Raw genomic sequence first — 15,313 nt, forward strand, 5'->3', positions numbered from 1 at the left:
CGAAACTCTAAGCCATGCGCCTGCTCCATTATCTGGAAATCGAGAACTTCAAACGCTTTGGAGAGAAACAGCGCATTGAACTCGATCACCCTGCCGTGCTGATTGGCCCGAACAACTGCGGTAAAACCAGCGCCATTCAAGCACTGGCCTTGTGGTCGCAGGCGGTCAAAACATGGTTCGATGTACGCAAGGACTCAAGCGCCAAAGAGCGAACCGCTACGGCACTAAACCGACTGAACATTGTGGCGGTGCCAGTGCGTCGTACCCGGTTCTTCTGGCACAACACGAATGTGCGTACCGGTGCCAAAGACATTGCGTTCACGATCACTGTTGGAATTGAATTCCAGGGAAAGGTCATCGCCTTGCCGATGCGCTTTACCAATAAAGGTGACGAGTTGGTGTACTGCAAGCCCGATGATGCGGTTGTGGCCAATCTGGAGTTCTTGCAGCACGCCGCGAAGATCAATGTCGAGCTGCTCCACCCGATGTCTGGGTTGGAAACAGAAGAACCTGTTTTGCAGCCGGGGCGGATTGACGTTTTGCTGGGTCAAGGTCAAACCGCGCAGGTGTTGCGCAATCTGTGCCTGCTGGTCGCCAAAGATACGCCCGACGACTGGAAGAGCATCGTGGCGCTGATGCGCCGACTATTCGATGTGACGCTCGACACGCCACAGGAAACCACACGCGGCGCGATTGACATGCGCTATAAGCAACCCGGCGTGCGTGAGGCGCTGGACGTGTCTTCCAGTGGCCGTGGCTTTCAGCAAATGCTGCTGATTTTTGCTTATCTGTACTCCCACAAACACAGCGTACTACTGGTGGACGAACCCGATGCGCATTTAGAAATCTTGCGGCAAAAGCAGGTGTACGTGTTGTTGCGCGACATTGCTGCAGAAAATCAGTCGCAAGTGGTGATGGTGACGCATTCAGAGGTCATTCTGGACGAAGCGCTGGACAACAACCTGACGCTTTTGATGGATGGCAAGGCCGACGATCTAGCGCGCAAGGCAGACATTCGCAACAGCCTCAAACACTTTGGTGCTGAGCACTACATCAAGGCCCGAGAGCGTGGGTATGTGCTGTATGTGGAAGGCGGCACCGATGTGGACATGCTGCGTGCATTAGCCGAACGACTCAATCACCCAGTAGCTGCGTTTTGGGATGAACGCATCAATTCGTTCTACGTGCAAAACAATTACCCCGACAAATCACTAGACAGCGAATTCGAGCGCGTAGAAGGTGGCTTTGGCGTGACACCGCGGGATCACTTCAAAGGTCTCAGTAGCCTGCTGCCCCAACTCAAAGGCCTGGCATTGCTTGACAACGATGGCCGAGACAGACAGGGTGCGGTTGAAGGCAATTTGCAGTTGGCCTACTGGAAACGCTACGAAGCGGAAAACTACTTTGTGACGCCAGCTGTTTTACGGCGTTACGCCTTAGAACACCTGGCAGACATGGAACTGTTTGGTGGTTTTCAGGCAGAAATTGATGAGGTGCTGGATGCCTTGGTGCTGGAGCAGGTGTTCGACGGCACGCAAGCGGACTTTGCCGCATGGAAGCAGTCGCCGCCTGAGGCGGTACGCATCGTCTGGGAGGCCAAAACACAGCGACTCAAACTTAGCACTTTGGCCGAAGAATTTTTCCGGCGCTTGGCTGCGCGCGTGGGTGGCAGCATGCTCCTGAAAAAAGGCGGGCTGCACCTCTTGGTCGCTATTGTTGAACCAAAATCCATTCCTGCAGAAGTAATCGAGAAGCTTGATTTGCTACACACCCTTTTCAAATCTGCGGCAAAACCAATGACTGCCAACGGACCGCCTGATGCCTGATAAAACTTCAACAGTCCAACAAATCGGAATGGTTAGGTAAACCGTCTTTGTCTTGAATATCCTGCTTGTTGCCAGAGCATTCGCTATTTTTTCAATAGCAACTTGCGCAGACTCCACTTGGGCTGCAGCCACTTTTGACCAAACAAAAGCCGCATACCAGCCCTCTGACACGCTGATCCTTGACCGCCATGGCGCACTGCTCCAGCGGGTGCGAACCGACGCCAGCGTGCGGCGTGGTCAATGGCTGGCGCTCTCAGATATTTCCCCGGCGCTACGCACCGCGCTGGTGCTGTCGGAAGACAAGCGCTTTTATGAGCACAGCGGCGTGGACTGGCAAGCAGTTTCTGGCGCTGCGTGGGCCAATCTTTGGAACACCAAAACACGCGGCGCATCCACCATCACCATGCAGCTGGCGGGTTTGTTGGATGCTGACTTGAAACGCAGCGCAGGTGGGCGCAGCGTGGTTCAAAAAGTGCAGCAAGTTGTGTCGGCGCAAGGGCTTGAGCGCAGCTGGCGCAAGGACCAGATTTTGGAGGCCTACCTGAACCTGGTGCCGCTCAAGGGGGAACTGGTCGGCGTGGATGCGCTGAGCCAGACGCTGTTTGGCAAAGCCGCCCACGGCCTGGATGAGCGCGAGGCGGCAGTGACTGCCGCGCTGGTGCGCGCGCCCAACGCCGCGCCCGCGCTGGTGGCGCAGCGCGCTTGCCAGGTACTCAAAGCTTTGCGCAGCGCCAACGCATCTGTTCACCCGCCCGTGAATTGCGACGCGCTGGATCTGTTCACCACAGCCGCGCTGCAGCGACGCGACTTTGCGGCCAGCGAGGGCATCGCGCTGCACGCAGCGCGGCAGGTGCTGCGCGCCGCTGGTCAACCCGCGCCAACCAAAATCACCACCACCTTGCACGCCCCGCTGCAGCGCCTTGCCGTGCAAACGCTGCAACAACACTTGCGCGAGCTGCGTGGCCGCCATGTCGAAGACGGCGCGCTGGTGGTGCTGGACAACGCCACAGGCCAGGTGCTGGCCTGGGTGGGCTCGTCGGGCGAGTTGAGCAACGCCACCGAGGTGGATGGCGTGACCGCGCTGCGCCAGCCCGGCAGCACACTCAAGCCGTTTTTGTATGCCCAGGCGATTGCCGAGCGGCGCATCACCGCGGCCAGCCTGCTGGAAGACTCGGCCGCACAAATCCAGACTAACAGCGGGCTCTACATTCCGCAAAACTACGACCACCAGTTCAAAGGCTGGGTGTCGGCGCGCACCGCGTTGGCCGCTTCGCTGAACGTGCCCGCGGTGCGCACGCTGGTGATGGTGTCGCCTGACGCGTTTCACAAGCAGTTGGTCAAGCTTGGCCTGCCTTTGAAAGAAAGTGGTGATTACTACGGCTACAGCCTGGCACTCGGCAGTGCCGAGGTGTCACTGCTGTCGCTAACCAATGCCTACCGCGCGCTGGCCAATGGTGGGCGCACCAGCGCTACCTCGCTGATTCCAGGCGTCAAACCCGCCATGCGCGCGGCGCTGGACCCGCGCGCTGCCTTCATCGTCAGCGACATATTGAGCGACCCGCTGGCACGCGCACGCACCTTTGGGTCTGACAGCATGCTGGCCACGCGGTTCTGGAGCGCTGTCAAAACCGGCACCAGCAAGGACATGCGCGACAACTGGGCGCTCGGGTATTCCCAACACTACACCGTCGGCGTGTGGGTCGGCAACGCCAGCGGCGCGCCGATGTGGGACGTGAGCGGCACCAGCGGCGCCGCGCCAATCTGGGCTGCAGTGATGCATTACCTGCACCAAACCCAGCCCAGCCGCGCACCCAAACCACCGATGGGCGTAGTTCACATGCCGGTGCAGTTTGTAGCCCCAGATGCCGATACTCGCGACACCACGGCACTGGAGGCGGCCCGCCAGGAGTGGTTTATCCAAGGCACGCAGCAAACGCATTTCGCTATTAATAAAGAAGCTGCTCCCGCTTATTCAGAAAGGGCTAGAGGCCTAAAAGGCTTAAAATCTACCAGCCACGCCGATGCCCGCATCACCGCCCCCACCACCGGCACCATCATTGCGCTGGACCCCGATATTCCCCCCAAGCACCAGCGCGTCGCCTTCACCGCCACCGGCAGCGGTTTGAACTGGCTGATAGACGGTAAACCCTTTGCAAAGGGTGCCACAGCGCAGTGGCTGCCGTGGCCTGGGCGCCATGTGGTGCAAATCGCCGACGCCCACGGCCGCGTGCTGGACGAGGTCCGGCTTGAGGTGCGCGGCGCGGGCGTGCTGGAAAAGCGTTAGTGTGAAATACAACTGTCATTGCGAACGCAGTGAGGCAATCCATGCATTGCGACGGCATAGACTGCCGCGCTTCGCTCGCAGTGACGGGAAATTTGTTCAAGGCCTTGCGGTATCGGGCCAGAACTAACGGTTGTTGGTTAGCGCATGCTGGGCTCAGGCCGTCGCGCTGTAGCCGCCCATGACCCGGCGCACATCCGCCACCAAGGCCGCCACCGATTCGGGGGCCGTGTCCCACGCACACATAAAGCGGCAGCCACCGCCCGCAATGAACTGGTAGAACTTCCAGCCCATGGCGTGCAGGGTCTGCACCGCTTCAGGTGGCAGGTGTGCAAACACCCCATTGGCCTCGGGCGGGTGCAAGGTGCTGACGCCAGCAATCGCCTGTAAACCGGTGTACAACAGCTGCGCCATCGCATTGGCATGGCGGGCGTTGTGCAGCCACACATCGTTTTCCAGCAAGCCAACCCAGGGCGCTGAGATAAACCGCATTTTGGAGGCCAACTGACCCGCCTGTTTGACGCGCCAGGCAAAGTCTTCGGACATCTTGCGGTCAAAAAACACCACCGCTTCACCCACCGGCAAGCCGTTTTTGGTGCCACCAAAACACAACACATCCACACCAGCGCGCCAGGTGATATCGGCCGGCGAGCAACCCAGATGCGCCACCGCGTTGGCAAAGCGCGCGCCGTCCATATGCACCCGCAAGTCGTGTTTCTGCGCTATCGCCGTGATAGCCCGCACCTCGTCTAGGCTGTAAACCGTGCCCATTTCCGTCGCCTGCGTGATCGACACCACCTTGGGCCGTGGGTAATGAATGTCGGTGCGCTTGGTTACCAGGGCGTTGATGGCGTCTGGCGTGAGTTTGCCCAGCTGTGCCGCTGCCGACTGGCTTTCACACACCAACAGTTTGGAGCCGTTGGAGAAAAACTCGGGCCCGCCGCACTCATCGGTTTCGATATGCGCCACCGGGCTGCAGATCACCGAGTGGTAGCTTTGGCACAGCGACGCCAGCGCCAATGAATTGGCCGCGGTGCCGTTAAACACAAAATACACATCGCATTCGATGTCGAAAAGCTGGCGCAGCATGTCGGTGGCGCGCTGTGTCCAGCGGTCATCACCGTAGGCGGGTTCATGCCCGCTGGCATTGGCCTGTGCCAACCAGTGCATCGCCTCGGGACAAGCGCCGGCATAGTTGTCGCTGGCAAATTGTTGCCGGGCAACCCCGGATAAGCCTTTGGCATTCATGCTCAAAACTGTCATGGATTCATTCCCTTTCTGCCGGGCTCCTGCGCGGTACTTGTGTGGTGGCCAACATGCCGTTGATCTAACGATGCCAAAAGTGTAGTGGCCTGCTTTGTGGCACCCCACGGTGTTACCCTAACCCCCCTCTCACATTTAAACCGCGCCCTTGGGCGCAACAACGCCAAGGAAGATCAGTCATGGGTGCGCAGTGGAAAGCAAAAGGCAAGGAATTGGCCGCCAACGCCCGGGGCCGGGTATTTGGCAAACTGTCCAAGGACATCATGCTGGCTGCCCGCAGCGGCGCCGACCCTGCCGCCAACTCACGCCTGCGCCTGCTGGTGGAGCAGGCCCGCAAAGCCTCCATGCCCAAAGACACGCTCGACCGGGCCATCAAAAAAGGCGCTGGCCTGACCGGTGAGACGGTCAATTTTGAGCACGTGATTTACGAAGGTTTTGCGCCCCATCAAGTGCCATTGATGGTTGAATGCCTCACCGACAACGTCAACCGCACCGCGCCTGAGATGCGCGTGTTGTTTCGCAAGGGCCAGCTGGGCACCTCTGGCTCGGTGGCCTGGGACTTTGACCACTTGGGCATGATTGAAGCCGAACCTGCTGTGCCCGGCGCTGACCCCGAGATGGCCGCTATCGAAGCTGGCGCGCAAGACCTGGAACCGGGTGACGAAGACGGCACCACGCTGTTTCTGACCGACCCGACCGACCTGGACCTGGTCAACCGCGCCCTGCCCGCGCAAGGCTTTACGGTGTTGTCGGCCAAGCTGGGCTACAAGCCCAAAAACCCGGTCAACCCGGCCAACCTGAGCGCCGAACAACTCGAAGAAGTCGAGGCCTTCCTGGCCGCCATTGATGCCAATGACGACGTGCAAAACGTCTACGTCGGTCTGGCGGCTGAAAGATGAAGGCACAAATAGACCATCTGGTCATCGTCGCCCGTACCTTGGCGCAAGGCGTTCAATGGTGCGAAGCCACGCTGGGCATCACCCTCGGCCCCGGCGGCGACCACCCGCTATACGGCACCCACAACCGCCTGGCCAAAATCGCCACACCAGCGCATCCGCTGGCGTATCTGGAGATAATTGCTATCAATCCAGAAGCTAAAAAGGCAAGCGAAACGGGGGCTGCACGCTGGTTTGACGTGGATGATGCGGCGCTGCAAGCAGCGGTGGCGATTGCGCCACGTCTGGTGCACTTTGTGGCTCAGACCGACGACCTTCAGGCCGGACGCAACGCGCTCAAGGCGCTCGGCATTGACCGTGGCCCGGCGGTGCACGCCAGCCGACATTCACGCAAAGGCGTTTTACAGTGGCAAATCACCGTGCGCGAGGACGGTCAGCGTTTGTTTGACGGCGCGCTGCCGAGCCTGATCCAGTGGGGCAAACCCGATGCTGCCGAGCCGCTGCGCCTGCACCCCCGCAACACATTGCCGCGCTCCGGTGTCACGCTGCAAAGTGTGGCCGTCACCCACCCCACAGCCGCAAAACTGCAGGCGGCGTATGAGGCTATCGGCCTGACCGGTATCGCACTGGACACTGGCCCAGCGAATATCACTGTCATCTTACACACGCCCAAAGGCCCGCTCACGCTGCAAAGCCAAGGCGTGTAGTGTGTGTGGTCAGCTCATTTGATGGGCTGGTTTTCACGAGCGGTGATGGTCGCCCACCCGCTGGGCGGGTTTCGCTCAGAAGCGGGTATAGGTTTCTATCCGACGACGGTCGGCAGCAACTAGTAGCCGGTCGCGTTCTTCCTCGATACCGGTCACTGGATTGGCAAAAGTGAAGCCAATGGGGATGCCGTGCCACCTGCTGCAATTTTGAGCACATGGGTATAAATCATGGTGGTGCTGACATCGCTGTGGCCTAGCAGCTCTTGCACCGCGCAGTCCCAAATCAAGGTATTTGGTGGCCAAGGCATCGGGAACTTCCACACCCGGCTGGTGTTGTTGACGTTGAATTAAACCGCTGACGCGGTGGCTGGTCTCGCGCAGGCCGCCACCGCGTTTTTCTTTGCGCGAGACTTGCGCAAAAGGCTTATGAGGACAAGCCTTCAGGCTGGGGAATGTTCCCCGGACTCTGAAGGAGATTGTCATGACACCCTTACGTCAACGCATGGTCGATGCCATGGTCACACGAGGTTTTGCCGAGCGTACCCAAGAGAGCTACGTCGAGGCCATCTCGCGCATAGCGCGCCACTACCACCGCAGCCCAGTACTGCTGAGCAAAGACGAAGTCAGCGCCTATTTGTTGCACTTGGTCAGCACCCGTCATCTGACCTACAGCACCATGAACCAGGCAGCTTGCGCAGCGCGCTTCCTGTCCAAGCCAGCCAGCTGCGCCTGCATGACATTGACAGCAGCGTTGACCGCATGAGTGTTCGCGTCTGTGGTGGCAAAGGCGGTAAAGACCGCTACACCCTTTTGAGTCCCAGCTTGTTGGATCAATTGCGCAGCTACTGCTACACCCATGGCCTGCACCACCCCCGCAAAACCCAGGTGACTGGTTGTTTCCCAACAAACAGCTCAATGCCCCCACCGCCATAGAAAACATCCAGCGGGCCTACCAAGCTGCCCGACACTGCGCAGGCATCACAAAAGAAGGCGGCACCCACAGGCCAAAGCTTGGCGGGGCATTGTTGCCTGTCGCACGCCAGCACTGGGCGGCAAGCGCCTGGATTGCGATACCTGTGGCCACAGCCACTGGCAATACCACTCGTGTCGCAACCGGCACTGCCCGCAGTGCGGGGCACGCGCGCCAAAGACGCCTGGCTGCAAGCGCGTCTGGCGCAGGTGCTGAAGCCTTTGTCGACCTGATGGCGCTATATTTATAGTAGTTTCTTGCGCTTTACTGATAAGGGCTGGAGGCTGATTTGACGTGTAACCGGTGCTATTGGCGGGCGATCTGTGTGAATGTCATAAGGCGCCAGGCAGGCAGCGGTTTTGGCTAGCAGAAGATGGGTTGGGGCGGCGGCCTCATACTGTCAAAGGCCCAGAAAATCGGCCGCCACCCCAACCCATCCCCTGCTGGCGAGCGCTTCGGGTGCTCGAACGATGAAACTCCAAGTCAAAGAGGACGGACGATGGCGGGTGTGCTGCGAAAGGAGTCAATGGACATGGAGGGCTGTAAATAGGGACTCGACCAAATGTGGCCCAACACATGACTCCATTTGATCGGCCACTGTATTCACTACTCCAGCCATCCGTTTTCTGGACATTGAATGATCCACGAGTAAGTTGCCACTTTTGAGCCAAAAAACAGGCCGTAGCCTGCTTTTTTAGAGTGTCAGCAAAACGACCGTATTTTGAATACTGTGGCGGTCAACTACTGGCAGCTAGTTGCCGGTTAAGTCGCTCATCGATACCGGTCATTAGATTGGCAAAAGTGAATCCAATGGGGATGCCGTGCCACCTGCCGCCACTTTGAGCACATGGGTATAAATCATGGTGGTGCTGACATCGCTGTGGCCCAGCAGCTCTTGCACAGTCCGAATGTCAGTGCCGGCCTGCAGCAGGTGTGTTGCAAATGAATGGCGTAAGGTGTGCACAGAAACGGGTTTGACGATGTCCGCCAGCGCCACGGCTTTTTTCAAGGCACGTTGCAATCGCTCCTCAAACAAATGGTGCCTGCGCTCAACGCCGCTGCGCGGGTCGATTGACAACTTGGGCGACGGGAACAGCCAGAACCATCCCCATGTGTAGCCAACCTTGGGGTATTTACTCTCCAAGGCGTGTGGCACCTCAACCCCACCGCGCTGCACCTGCCGGTCTGCTTCCCACTGAGCGCGTGCCGCCAGCATCTGTTGCCGCATGGCAGGAGCCAGCGAGCGCGGCAACATCACCACCCGGTCTTTGCCGCCTTTGGCCTCGCGCACGATGATCACATGTCGGTCAAAGTCCACATCCTTAATGCGCAGGCGCATGCCTTCCATCAAACGCATGCCAGTACCGTAGAGAAGACGCGCAAGCAATGCGGTTACACCGTCCATATGCGCCAGCACACCGGCCACTTCGTCCTTGGTCAGCACCGAGGGAATGCGCTTGGTGTGGGCTGGCCGCTTGATCTCATCCATCCACGGCAACTCTATCGTCAACACTTCGCGGTAAAGAAACAGCAAGGCACTCAAGGCTTGGTTGTGGGTGGAGGACGACACCTTGCGCTCATTAGCCAGCATGCTCAAAAAAGCCTCTACTTCAGGCGCGCCCATGTCGCGCGGATGGCGCATCTGCCCACCCCGACCATGCCAGCGAATGAAAAAACGCACCCAGTACAGGTAAACCTTCTCGGTGCTAGGGCTATAGTGCATGTACCGTATGCGCTCGCGAATCTGATCCAAAAGGCGTGCTGACTGCAAAGGCGGGTTGCGTGGTTTCATGGCTTTTTTATACCTGTGTTTTTGCACCGTATATGCACCGAAAAGTCAATGTGCAAGCCACTTTATGGAGAATTTCATGCCCAGATTAAACCGCAGCAGCCAGATTAATCCGCAAGTTTTGCGGTATACATTACGTTAAACCTTCAAATCCAATTTAACCAAGGAGTTTGCAATGACTGAAGATCAAGAGAGTAAATGCCACAAAATTATCCACTCTCACGCTATTGCTGGTGCTGCTGGCAATGCTGTTCCAGTTCCCGGTTTAGGCATAGCAACGGACATGATTACCATGACAACAATGACTATGAGTCTTTGTGCTGTTTTTGGCGGCAGCCTTACCGAGGAAGCAGCCAAAGCTCTTGCAATCGCAACAATAAAAAATACGCTGTTGAAGCAGCCAATAAAAACTCTTACGAAAGAGTTATCAAAATTTATTCCTTTTCTCGGGCAGGTGGTTGCACCAAGTATTACGATCGTAATGCTAGAGGCCGCCGGTTGGACTCTTGCCAAAGAGCTTGAAGCAAAATTTGCTGCAAAGAAGGTCTAACCGGTTGCTCGTCGCGGACACGCAACCAAAGGCAGCCGCTGCGCGGCACGGGTTGCGTGCCGGACAGCGCCAACGTTAAGCCGCACAAAGAACTCTATGCCCGCTTCACTTGACATCAACACATTCGAACCACTCGCGTGGGTTAATGAGTACACCCGCGCTGCGATGCCCGTCGATGCCGCGGTATTCGAGCCAATACTTCAGTTCTCCCTAATGTGGAACCTATTCGAGCGAGACGCTTGTGGAAAGGAAGCCAACCCAGTCACGATAGGCAAGACAGTGCTTGATGCGTTCGCCAAAGGAAGGCTGACCCTGAGTTCATTTGAGGAACACCTGACCTACTTCCGGGATCGTTCGCAACGCGAAGGAATGACCATTCACCGATACCTTGACGCGTTGAAGATGAGCAATGAAAGTGCGAGGCATCTCGTGCATGGAGTCCTCTCATCGTCGCTCGCCGACCCGAACAACGCCGTCCACGCGCTACTTTTAATCGCTCACCGCATCCGCAACAATCTCTTTCACGGTGAGAAGGAAGTAGCATCACTTCATTCACAGGTAGAGCTATTCCGCGCAGTCAACTCGCTACTAGCAACCTATTTGAGCGTCACAAAGAGTGCGGCCTAACGAATAAGGTTAGATCGTGCGAAGCCACGATCTGAACCGGTTGTTGGACGAGCCCGGCCCGTAGCGCGGGACTTCTACTGCAAATATCTTTTCGGGGGTTGCCGCCCAAGCGGCATTTGAGTCTCTTCATTCGATGCGCTTGAGCGTCATTGCAACGCGGGCGTGGTCAGCGAATGGTTTTCGAGGTCGGCGAAGACCTGTTTTATTGCTCTGTGACCGGTTTTTTGAGCGAGCACGTCCTGCAAGCCCAAGGCGGCTTGTTGCGGCCAGACAATGGGCGCCGCCAGCTACAGCATTGCAACCCCAGACAGTGCCTCATCGGGTTCTCGCCCTGGCGCAGATGGGCAGATGCGCCTGCGCACAATCTGCATCGCTTCGCCACAGCACGGGCAGCGCAAAGTCGCTCGCGGCTTCACCCAGGCTTGCACCGGGCTGGCAACAATTCGCAGCGCCAGATGCAGCAACGCAATTAGGCGTTTGCTGTTCGGATGCAAAAAACCAAAATTGCGCGCCCGCCTGAAACCCTTGGGCAGAACATGCTGCAATAGCAACCACAAAAACGCCGCGCCACTGAGGGTGCGCACTTGCATCTTGCCGCTCTTGGCGTCAACGTACCTGAAACTCACCTGCCCATCTTCGCAGCGCAGAATATCTTTCTCCTGAATCACCCCCCGGTACAGATAACGCCCCAGATAGACCAGCGCCTTCTCGCCCGAGCCCACACACTTGCAGTCGACCACCCACTTCTCGGGCAGGCGTGCTGGCAGCACCAAACCCTCCTGCCTGATGGCGGCCAACAACTTGGCCCGAAACACCTTGGCCAGTGCCTTGTGGTTGAACAAGTAGCGCTTGTCTTGCCTCAAGCCATTGCTGGCCTTGGCGCACTTGGTGCGCCACAAGTTGATTTGGGCATCCAGCGCCGCCGCCGGCATCACCAGATGCACATGCGGGTGGTAGTCCAGGCGGCGCGAATGGGTGTGCAGCACAGCCACCGCCCCCGGCTTGCCTTGCAACTTTTTGTCGTTGTGACTGAAGTCATTGACGGTTTCCCAGGCGCAATCGAACAATCGGGCGTAAAACCAGCTTTGGTGTTGCCAAGCCAGTTCTCGGAGCTCGGCCGGTACGGTGAACGTGAGCATGAAGTAGGACGCTGGCACTTGTCGCTGCAACTGGCGCTCAATCCATTGCTGGCTCTCATGGTGCTGGCAGTGCGGACAGTTGCGATGACCACAGGAATGCGGCACCACGCGCTGCTCGCCACAGGCGCCGCATTGGGCCAGCATGCGCGGGGCCAATTGGGTGCGACAGCGCTTCATGGCAGCCAGGGCCTTGGTGTGGCAGAGCCGGCTGGTTGCACCGTATTGGGCGAGGTAGTCAGCCTCAAAGCGTTCGATGACAGATGCCAACGTGATCATTTGACTACTCCCCAGTGCAGTGAGAAGCTGCTCATCAAGGTGTTGATGCGAACGCTGGCAGAAGAATTGGTGTGGCTGGTGAGATGGGTGTAGCGCGCGGTGGTGAGGATCGAGTAATGGCCCAGGATCTTCTGCACTTCCAATAAATCGACACCGGCCTCAATCAGGTGCGTTGCATAGCTGTGGCGCAGGCTATGCGGGGTGATCTTTTTTTTAGCCCGCACTGCAGCGTCACTTGGTGCAAGGTCTTTTGCACACCGCCACGGTCCAAGGGACTGGACGCACTGCGCGCGCCGACCAAGCCACCAGCGCGGTTAGGAAACAGCAGCTCGGGGTGGCGGTGCACGAGCCAGAACTTGCGCAAGACGTTCAGCGTCGCATCGGGCAGTGGTACCAAGCGGTCGCGGTTGCCCTTTGAATCCCGGATATGCACGCGATGGCGTGCACCGTCAATGTCGCTGACCTTCAAGGCCAAGCCCTCGCTCAACCGCAGGCCCAGGCTGTACAGCGTGAAATAGAACACCCGGTAGCTCAGGGTGCGGGTGGCGGCGAACAGGGCTTGCGCCTCTGCAACGGTGACGATATCGGGCAGGCGGGAGGCCTTGGGCGGCTTGATAAGATGGGGCATGACCCAGGGTTTGCGCAGCACATGCAGGGTGTAGAACTTCAGTCCGTACAGGTCGAGTTTGACGGCGCTCCAAGAATGCGAGGCAATGAGATCGCTGAAGTAGTCGACGAGTTGGGATTCGCTCAGGGAATCGATGCTGTGGCCAAAGTAGTCGCCGATGCGCCGAATGGCGCGGGCGTAGGCGTCAATGGTTTTTGGTTGCAGGCCTTTGAGTTTGAGGTGTTTGAGATGCGTTTGGTATTGCCGATTGAAGTGCACGTTGGCGCTGTCCGGGGTGTTGGTGTCCATGCTGGAAGTTCCTCACGATGGGTTGCAAAGTCACGCCTCGGTATTGAGGGCGTGAGGCTGCAGAATAAATCGTGGGGCAGCTGCTGGAAATTACTCCGCGTAGCGGCTTCGTCCAACCTATCAGTCAAGCCGACCCGCCTTCGGCGGGCGGCTTACTTTGTTCGTTATACGGCATGAACAAAGTTGGCGACACACTCATCCATAACGGAGCGAACCAAGAGCTCGTTCAAGCCTTTGTGAACGGCGGGGTGGAATTCGTCGTGATTGGTGGCTTGGCTGTGGCGTGGTATTGCGCCGACCGTCAAGCAAACGACATGGATCTTCTTGTCAATGCCACGCCTGACAATTCGGCGCGCATCGCGCAGGCTCTCGGCACCCTATCCAGCCTGAATGCGAACTGCTTCACCGACAAATCCTTTATACGTCCCGGTCTTCAGGTGCCACTGAAGAACTACCATTATGCTGAGCTTCTCACGCCAAAGAATGGTGGCCCCACATATGCTGAGGTCGCTGACAACGCTGTAGAGGCCAAGTTGTTCGGCATTCCCGTTCGGCTAGCTTCCGTCGCATCGCTTATTCAAATGAAGGAACAGGCGGCGGAATCCGCAGAGGCTCAGAGTGACAAACACATCAGGGACATCGAGCGATTGAGAAACCATGCCGTATAACCTGGCGCCCAACCCGGACGCGCGGCGATCGTCGTGCCGGTGTCTCCGCACCGTGCGCGCGCGCCGGTTGGCTCCACGTTATGTGACTTGGACAACCGAACTATGGAGCGATAAATGAGCGAGTACAGAACCATAAAGGAGCTTGTAGTTGATGCCTACATTTCTGAAGGGAGCGTTCCTTCGTACGAGAAGCTTACTTCGCTGGTCCGACAACATTTCCCTGCCAGTAAGTGGAAAAAAACTCACTACGCTTGGTACAAGTCAAAAATCAAGACGGGAGAAATAGCAGTTCCAGGACAAGCCTCTGAGCGAGATATGGAACATGAGCTTGAAGATTCCGACATAGAAGAGGCAATGGAGGCGAGCATTTCCCTAGAAAAAGATCTCCATTCTTATCTTGCCGTCAGAGTCCATGAGTTGGAGCCAGGCCTGAAGCTCGTCGCAAATGGAGTGGAGTTCCAAACAGACGCTGGAAGAATTGATCTTCTGGCAAAAGACTCAAACGGAAATTTAGTGGTCATTGAATTGAAAGCTGGAAAAGCAAAAGACGGCGCTCTTGGTCAGTTGTTGGGCTACATGGGCTGTTTGTCGGTAGCTGAGTCAACCATTCGAGGATTGCTGGTGGCGTCAGGATTCGAGCCACGAGTAGTCTTCGCAGCCAAGGGACTGCCAAACGTCAAGCTGGTCAAGTATCAGGTCTCATTTTCTCTTCAGGAAATAAAATGAGTAGCGGGGTTGAGGATGCGTCGAATAACCCGGCGGTCAACCGGACCTGCGCAAAAAGCCGCGCAGGCCGGTTACCTCCACGTTAAACCGTAGCCCGACTCTTTCAATCGTACGGCTGTTGTCCCTTTTGGGCGACGTCGGCTAACGCAGCATTGGGGGGACAGACCGTCAGCCCGTCACCGTCAGCAAGGGGCACCAAGAGGTAGGTGAAGTTGCTCGGGACGCGGCACGACGAACAGTTTTCCCAAAATTGCGTCCTACTTTTGGTGGAGTTGATCAAGCTACCCAAGTTCGACACTTCCTGCACGCAAGTGATTGATTTCATTAGAAACGGACTTCAAAGCGTAGACTACAAAACAGGCTTAGCCAAGTCAGACGGGGTTGGCGGTGTCAAATCCAGTGCGGTAAACAGCGACTTCTGAGCCGGTGTGATCTCAGTTAAACCCGCCAGCGTTTTGCCATCGCCGCTCTGCACGGTCTGCTGATGAATGCGCTTGAGGCTCTCCAGCAGCGTGCTGGGCGACTCGGATCGCTTCGCAGCTTTCAGGCGCATGCGCATCACCCGGTACAGCACTAGCGCCATGAAGCAAATCAGTGCATGCGCGCGAATGCGCTGAGGCAGCCGGTGGTACACCGGGCCAATCTCGATGTCAGATTTGAGCACCCGAAATCCCCGTTC

Annotated in this window: 15 protein-coding genes and 3 pseudogenes; 11 read left to right on the plus strand and 7 right to left on the minus strand. The window is 57.6% G+C overall.

Annotation, left to right across the window (positions count from 1 at the left end; translation table 11 throughout):
* Positions 1–14 precede the first annotated feature (14 nt).
* Together BLL52_RS18475 and pbpC are read left to right on the plus strand one after the other, a co-directional pair.
* Positions 15–1,826, plus strand: a complete 1,812-nt coding sequence (locus BLL52_RS18475) for an ATP-dependent nuclease (RefSeq protein WP_075588117.1) — start codon at positions 15–17, stop codon at positions 1,824–1,826.
* 52 nt (positions 1,827–1,878) lie between these two features.
* Positions 1,879–4,110, plus strand: coding sequence for a penicillin-binding protein 1C (pbpC, locus tag BLL52_RS18480; RefSeq protein WP_075588118.1), 2,232 nt, complete (start codon positions 1,879–1,881; stop codon positions 4,108–4,110).
* Positions 4,111–4,263: 153 nt separating this feature from the next.
* Here the strand turns inward: pbpC and BLL52_RS18485 are convergent, their stop codons facing one another.
* Positions 4,264–5,370: a threonine aldolase family protein gene (locus BLL52_RS18485; protein ID WP_241839283.1), complete on the minus strand. Its 1,107-nt coding sequence runs from the start codon at positions 5,368–5,370 to the stop codon at positions 4,264–4,266.
* Positions 5,371–5,549: 179 nt separating this feature from the next.
* Between BLL52_RS18485 and BLL52_RS18490 the strand changes: the two genes are divergently transcribed.
* Positions 5,550–6,269, plus strand: coding sequence for a YebC/PmpR family DNA-binding transcriptional regulator (locus tag BLL52_RS18490; protein WP_075588120.1), 720 nt, complete (start codon positions 5,550–5,552; stop codon positions 6,267–6,269).
* The gene (locus tag BLL52_RS18495; RefSeq protein WP_075588121.1) at positions 6,266–6,973 is read left to right on the plus strand and encodes a VOC family protein; all 708 of its coding nucleotides are present in this window, start codon (positions 6,266–6,268) and stop codon (positions 6,971–6,973) included. The genes BLL52_RS18490 and BLL52_RS18495 overlap by 4 nt, the downstream gene beginning before the upstream one ends.
* 152 nt (positions 6,974–7,125) lie before the next feature.
* Here the strand turns inward: BLL52_RS18495 and BLL52_RS18500 are convergent.
* Positions 7,126–7,242: pseudogene (locus BLL52_RS18500) on the minus strand (integrase); the annotation flags it as partial.
* A 212-nt stretch (positions 7,243–7,454) separates the two neighbouring features.
* On the opposite strand from BLL52_RS18500, the gene BLL52_RS18505 reads away from it, so the two are divergent.
* Positions 7,455–7,736 (plus strand): site-specific integrase, encoded by a 282-nt coding sequence (locus tag BLL52_RS18505; RefSeq protein WP_083634067.1) that lies wholly within the window; start codon positions 7,455–7,457, stop codon positions 7,734–7,736.
* Positions 7,737–7,970: 234 nt separating this feature from the next.
* Positions 7,971–8,158: pseudogene (locus BLL52_RS18510) on the plus strand (transposase zinc-binding domain-containing protein); the annotation flags it as partial.
* Between the two features lie 572 nt (positions 8,159–8,730).
* Here the strand turns inward: BLL52_RS18510 and BLL52_RS18515 are convergent.
* Positions 8,731–9,735 carry an integron integrase gene (locus BLL52_RS18515; protein WP_075588140.1) on the minus strand — a complete coding sequence of 335 codons (1,005 nt, stop codon included), beginning with the start codon at positions 9,733–9,735 and terminating at the stop codon, positions 8,731–8,733.
* Positions 9,736–9,907: 172 nt separating this feature from the next.
* Here BLL52_RS18515 and BLL52_RS18520 point away from each other — a divergent pair, with 172 nt between their 5' ends.
* Both BLL52_RS18520 and BLL52_RS18525 read left to right on the plus strand, forming a co-directional pair.
* Positions 9,908–10,282 carry a hypothetical protein gene (locus tag BLL52_RS18520; protein WP_075588123.1) on the plus strand — a complete coding sequence of 125 codons (375 nt, stop codon included), beginning with the start codon at positions 9,908–9,910 and terminating at the stop codon, positions 10,280–10,282.
* A 96-nt stretch (positions 10,283–10,378) separates the two neighbouring features.
* Positions 10,379–10,909 (plus strand): hypothetical protein, encoded by a 531-nt coding sequence (locus tag BLL52_RS18525; RefSeq protein WP_075588124.1) that lies wholly within the window; start codon positions 10,379–10,381, stop codon positions 10,907–10,909.
* Between the two features lie 287 nt (positions 10,910–11,196).
* Here BLL52_RS18525 and BLL52_RS18530 read toward each other — a convergent pair whose 3' ends face one another.
* Genes BLL52_RS18530 through BLL52_RS18535 form a run of 3 tightly spaced genes read right to left on the minus strand, consistent with a single transcriptional unit; the run spans position 11,197 to position 13,240 of the window.
* Positions 11,197–12,324, minus strand: coding sequence for an IS91 family transposase (locus tag BLL52_RS18530; protein ID WP_075588125.1), 1,128 nt, complete (start codon positions 12,322–12,324; stop codon positions 11,197–11,199).
* Positions 12,321–12,467 (minus strand): hypothetical protein, encoded by a 147-nt coding sequence (locus BLL52_RS22070; protein ID WP_406681905.1) that lies wholly within the window; start codon positions 12,465–12,467, stop codon positions 12,321–12,323. The genes BLL52_RS18530 and BLL52_RS22070 overlap by 4 nt, the downstream gene beginning before the upstream one ends.
* Positions 12,468–12,487: 20 nt before the next feature.
* The gene (locus tag BLL52_RS18535; RefSeq protein WP_076072253.1) at positions 12,488–13,240 is read right to left on the minus strand and encodes a tyrosine-type recombinase/integrase; all 753 of its coding nucleotides are present in this window, start codon (positions 13,238–13,240) and stop codon (positions 12,488–12,490) included.
* Between BLL52_RS18535 and BLL52_RS22075 the strand changes: the two genes are divergently transcribed.
* From BLL52_RS22075 to BLL52_RS18545, 3 genes are all read left to right on the plus strand, one after another.
* Positions 13,181–13,417, plus strand: coding sequence for a DUF1010 domain-containing protein (locus tag BLL52_RS22075; RefSeq protein WP_420852637.1), 237 nt, complete (start codon positions 13,181–13,183; stop codon positions 13,415–13,417). The two genes, BLL52_RS18535 and BLL52_RS22075, sit on opposite strands and share 60 nt — an antisense overlap.
* Positions 13,312–13,908: a hypothetical protein gene (locus BLL52_RS18540; RefSeq protein ID WP_139313456.1), complete on the plus strand. Its 597-nt coding sequence runs from the start codon at positions 13,312–13,314 to the stop codon at positions 13,906–13,908. Before BLL52_RS22075 ends, BLL52_RS18540 begins: the two co-directional genes overlap by 106 nt.
* A gap of 114 nt (positions 13,909–14,022) precedes the next feature.
* Positions 14,023–14,634 (plus strand): endonuclease NucS domain-containing protein, encoded by a 612-nt coding sequence (locus BLL52_RS18545; RefSeq protein WP_075588127.1) that lies wholly within the window; start codon positions 14,023–14,025, stop codon positions 14,632–14,634.
* A 349-nt stretch (positions 14,635–14,983) separates the two neighbouring features.
* Here the strand turns inward: BLL52_RS18545 and BLL52_RS18555 are convergent.
* A pseudogene (locus BLL52_RS18555) lies at positions 14,984–15,313 on the minus strand (IS1634 family transposase); the annotation flags it as partial.

It is taken from the genome of Rhodoferax antarcticus ANT.BR (genome assembly GCF_001938565.1).
GTDB lineage: Bacteria > Pseudomonadota > Gammaproteobacteria > Burkholderiales > Burkholderiaceae_C > Rhodoferax > Rhodoferax antarcticus.

Coding starts and splice junctions, on each gene's coding strand:
- BLL52_RS18475 (WP_075588117.1), top strand. CDS start 15: ATGCGCCTGCTCCATTATCTGGAAATCGAGAACTTCAAACGCTTTGGA.
- BLL52_RS18485 (WP_241839283.1), bottom strand. CDS start 5,370: ATGACAGTTTTGAGCATGAATGCCAAAGGCTTATCCGGGGTTGCCCGG.
- BLL52_RS18490 (WP_075588120.1), top strand. CDS start 5,550: ATGGGTGCGCAGTGGAAAGCAAAAGGCAAGGAATTGGCCGCCAACGCC.
- BLL52_RS18495 (WP_075588121.1), top strand. CDS start 6,266: ATGAAGGCACAAATAGACCATCTGGTCATCGTCGCCCGTACCTTGGCG.
- BLL52_RS18505 (WP_083634067.1), top strand. CDS start 7,455: ATGACACCCTTACGTCAACGCATGGTCGATGCCATGGTCACACGAGGT.
- BLL52_RS18515 (WP_075588140.1), bottom strand. CDS start 9,735: ATGAAACCACGCAACCCGCCTTTGCAGTCAGCACGCCTTTTGGATCAG.
- BLL52_RS18520 (WP_075588123.1), top strand. CDS start 9,908: ATGACTGAAGATCAAGAGAGTAAATGCCACAAAATTATCCACTCTCAC.
- BLL52_RS18525 (WP_075588124.1), top strand. CDS start 10,379: ATGCCCGCTTCACTTGACATCAACACATTCGAACCACTCGCGTGGGTT.
- BLL52_RS18530 (WP_075588125.1), bottom strand. CDS start 12,324: ATGATCACGTTGGCATCTGTCATCGAACGCTTTGAGGCTGACTACCTC.
- BLL52_RS22075 (WP_420852637.1), top strand. CDS start 13,181: ATGCGTTTGGTATTGCCGATTGAAGTGCACGTTGGCGCTGTCCGGGGT.
- BLL52_RS18535 (WP_076072253.1), bottom strand. CDS start 13,240: ATGGACACCAACACCCCGGACAGCGCCAACGTGCACTTCAATCGGCAA.
- BLL52_RS18545 (WP_075588127.1), top strand. CDS start 14,023: ATGAGCGAGTACAGAACCATAAAGGAGCTTGTAGTTGATGCCTACATT.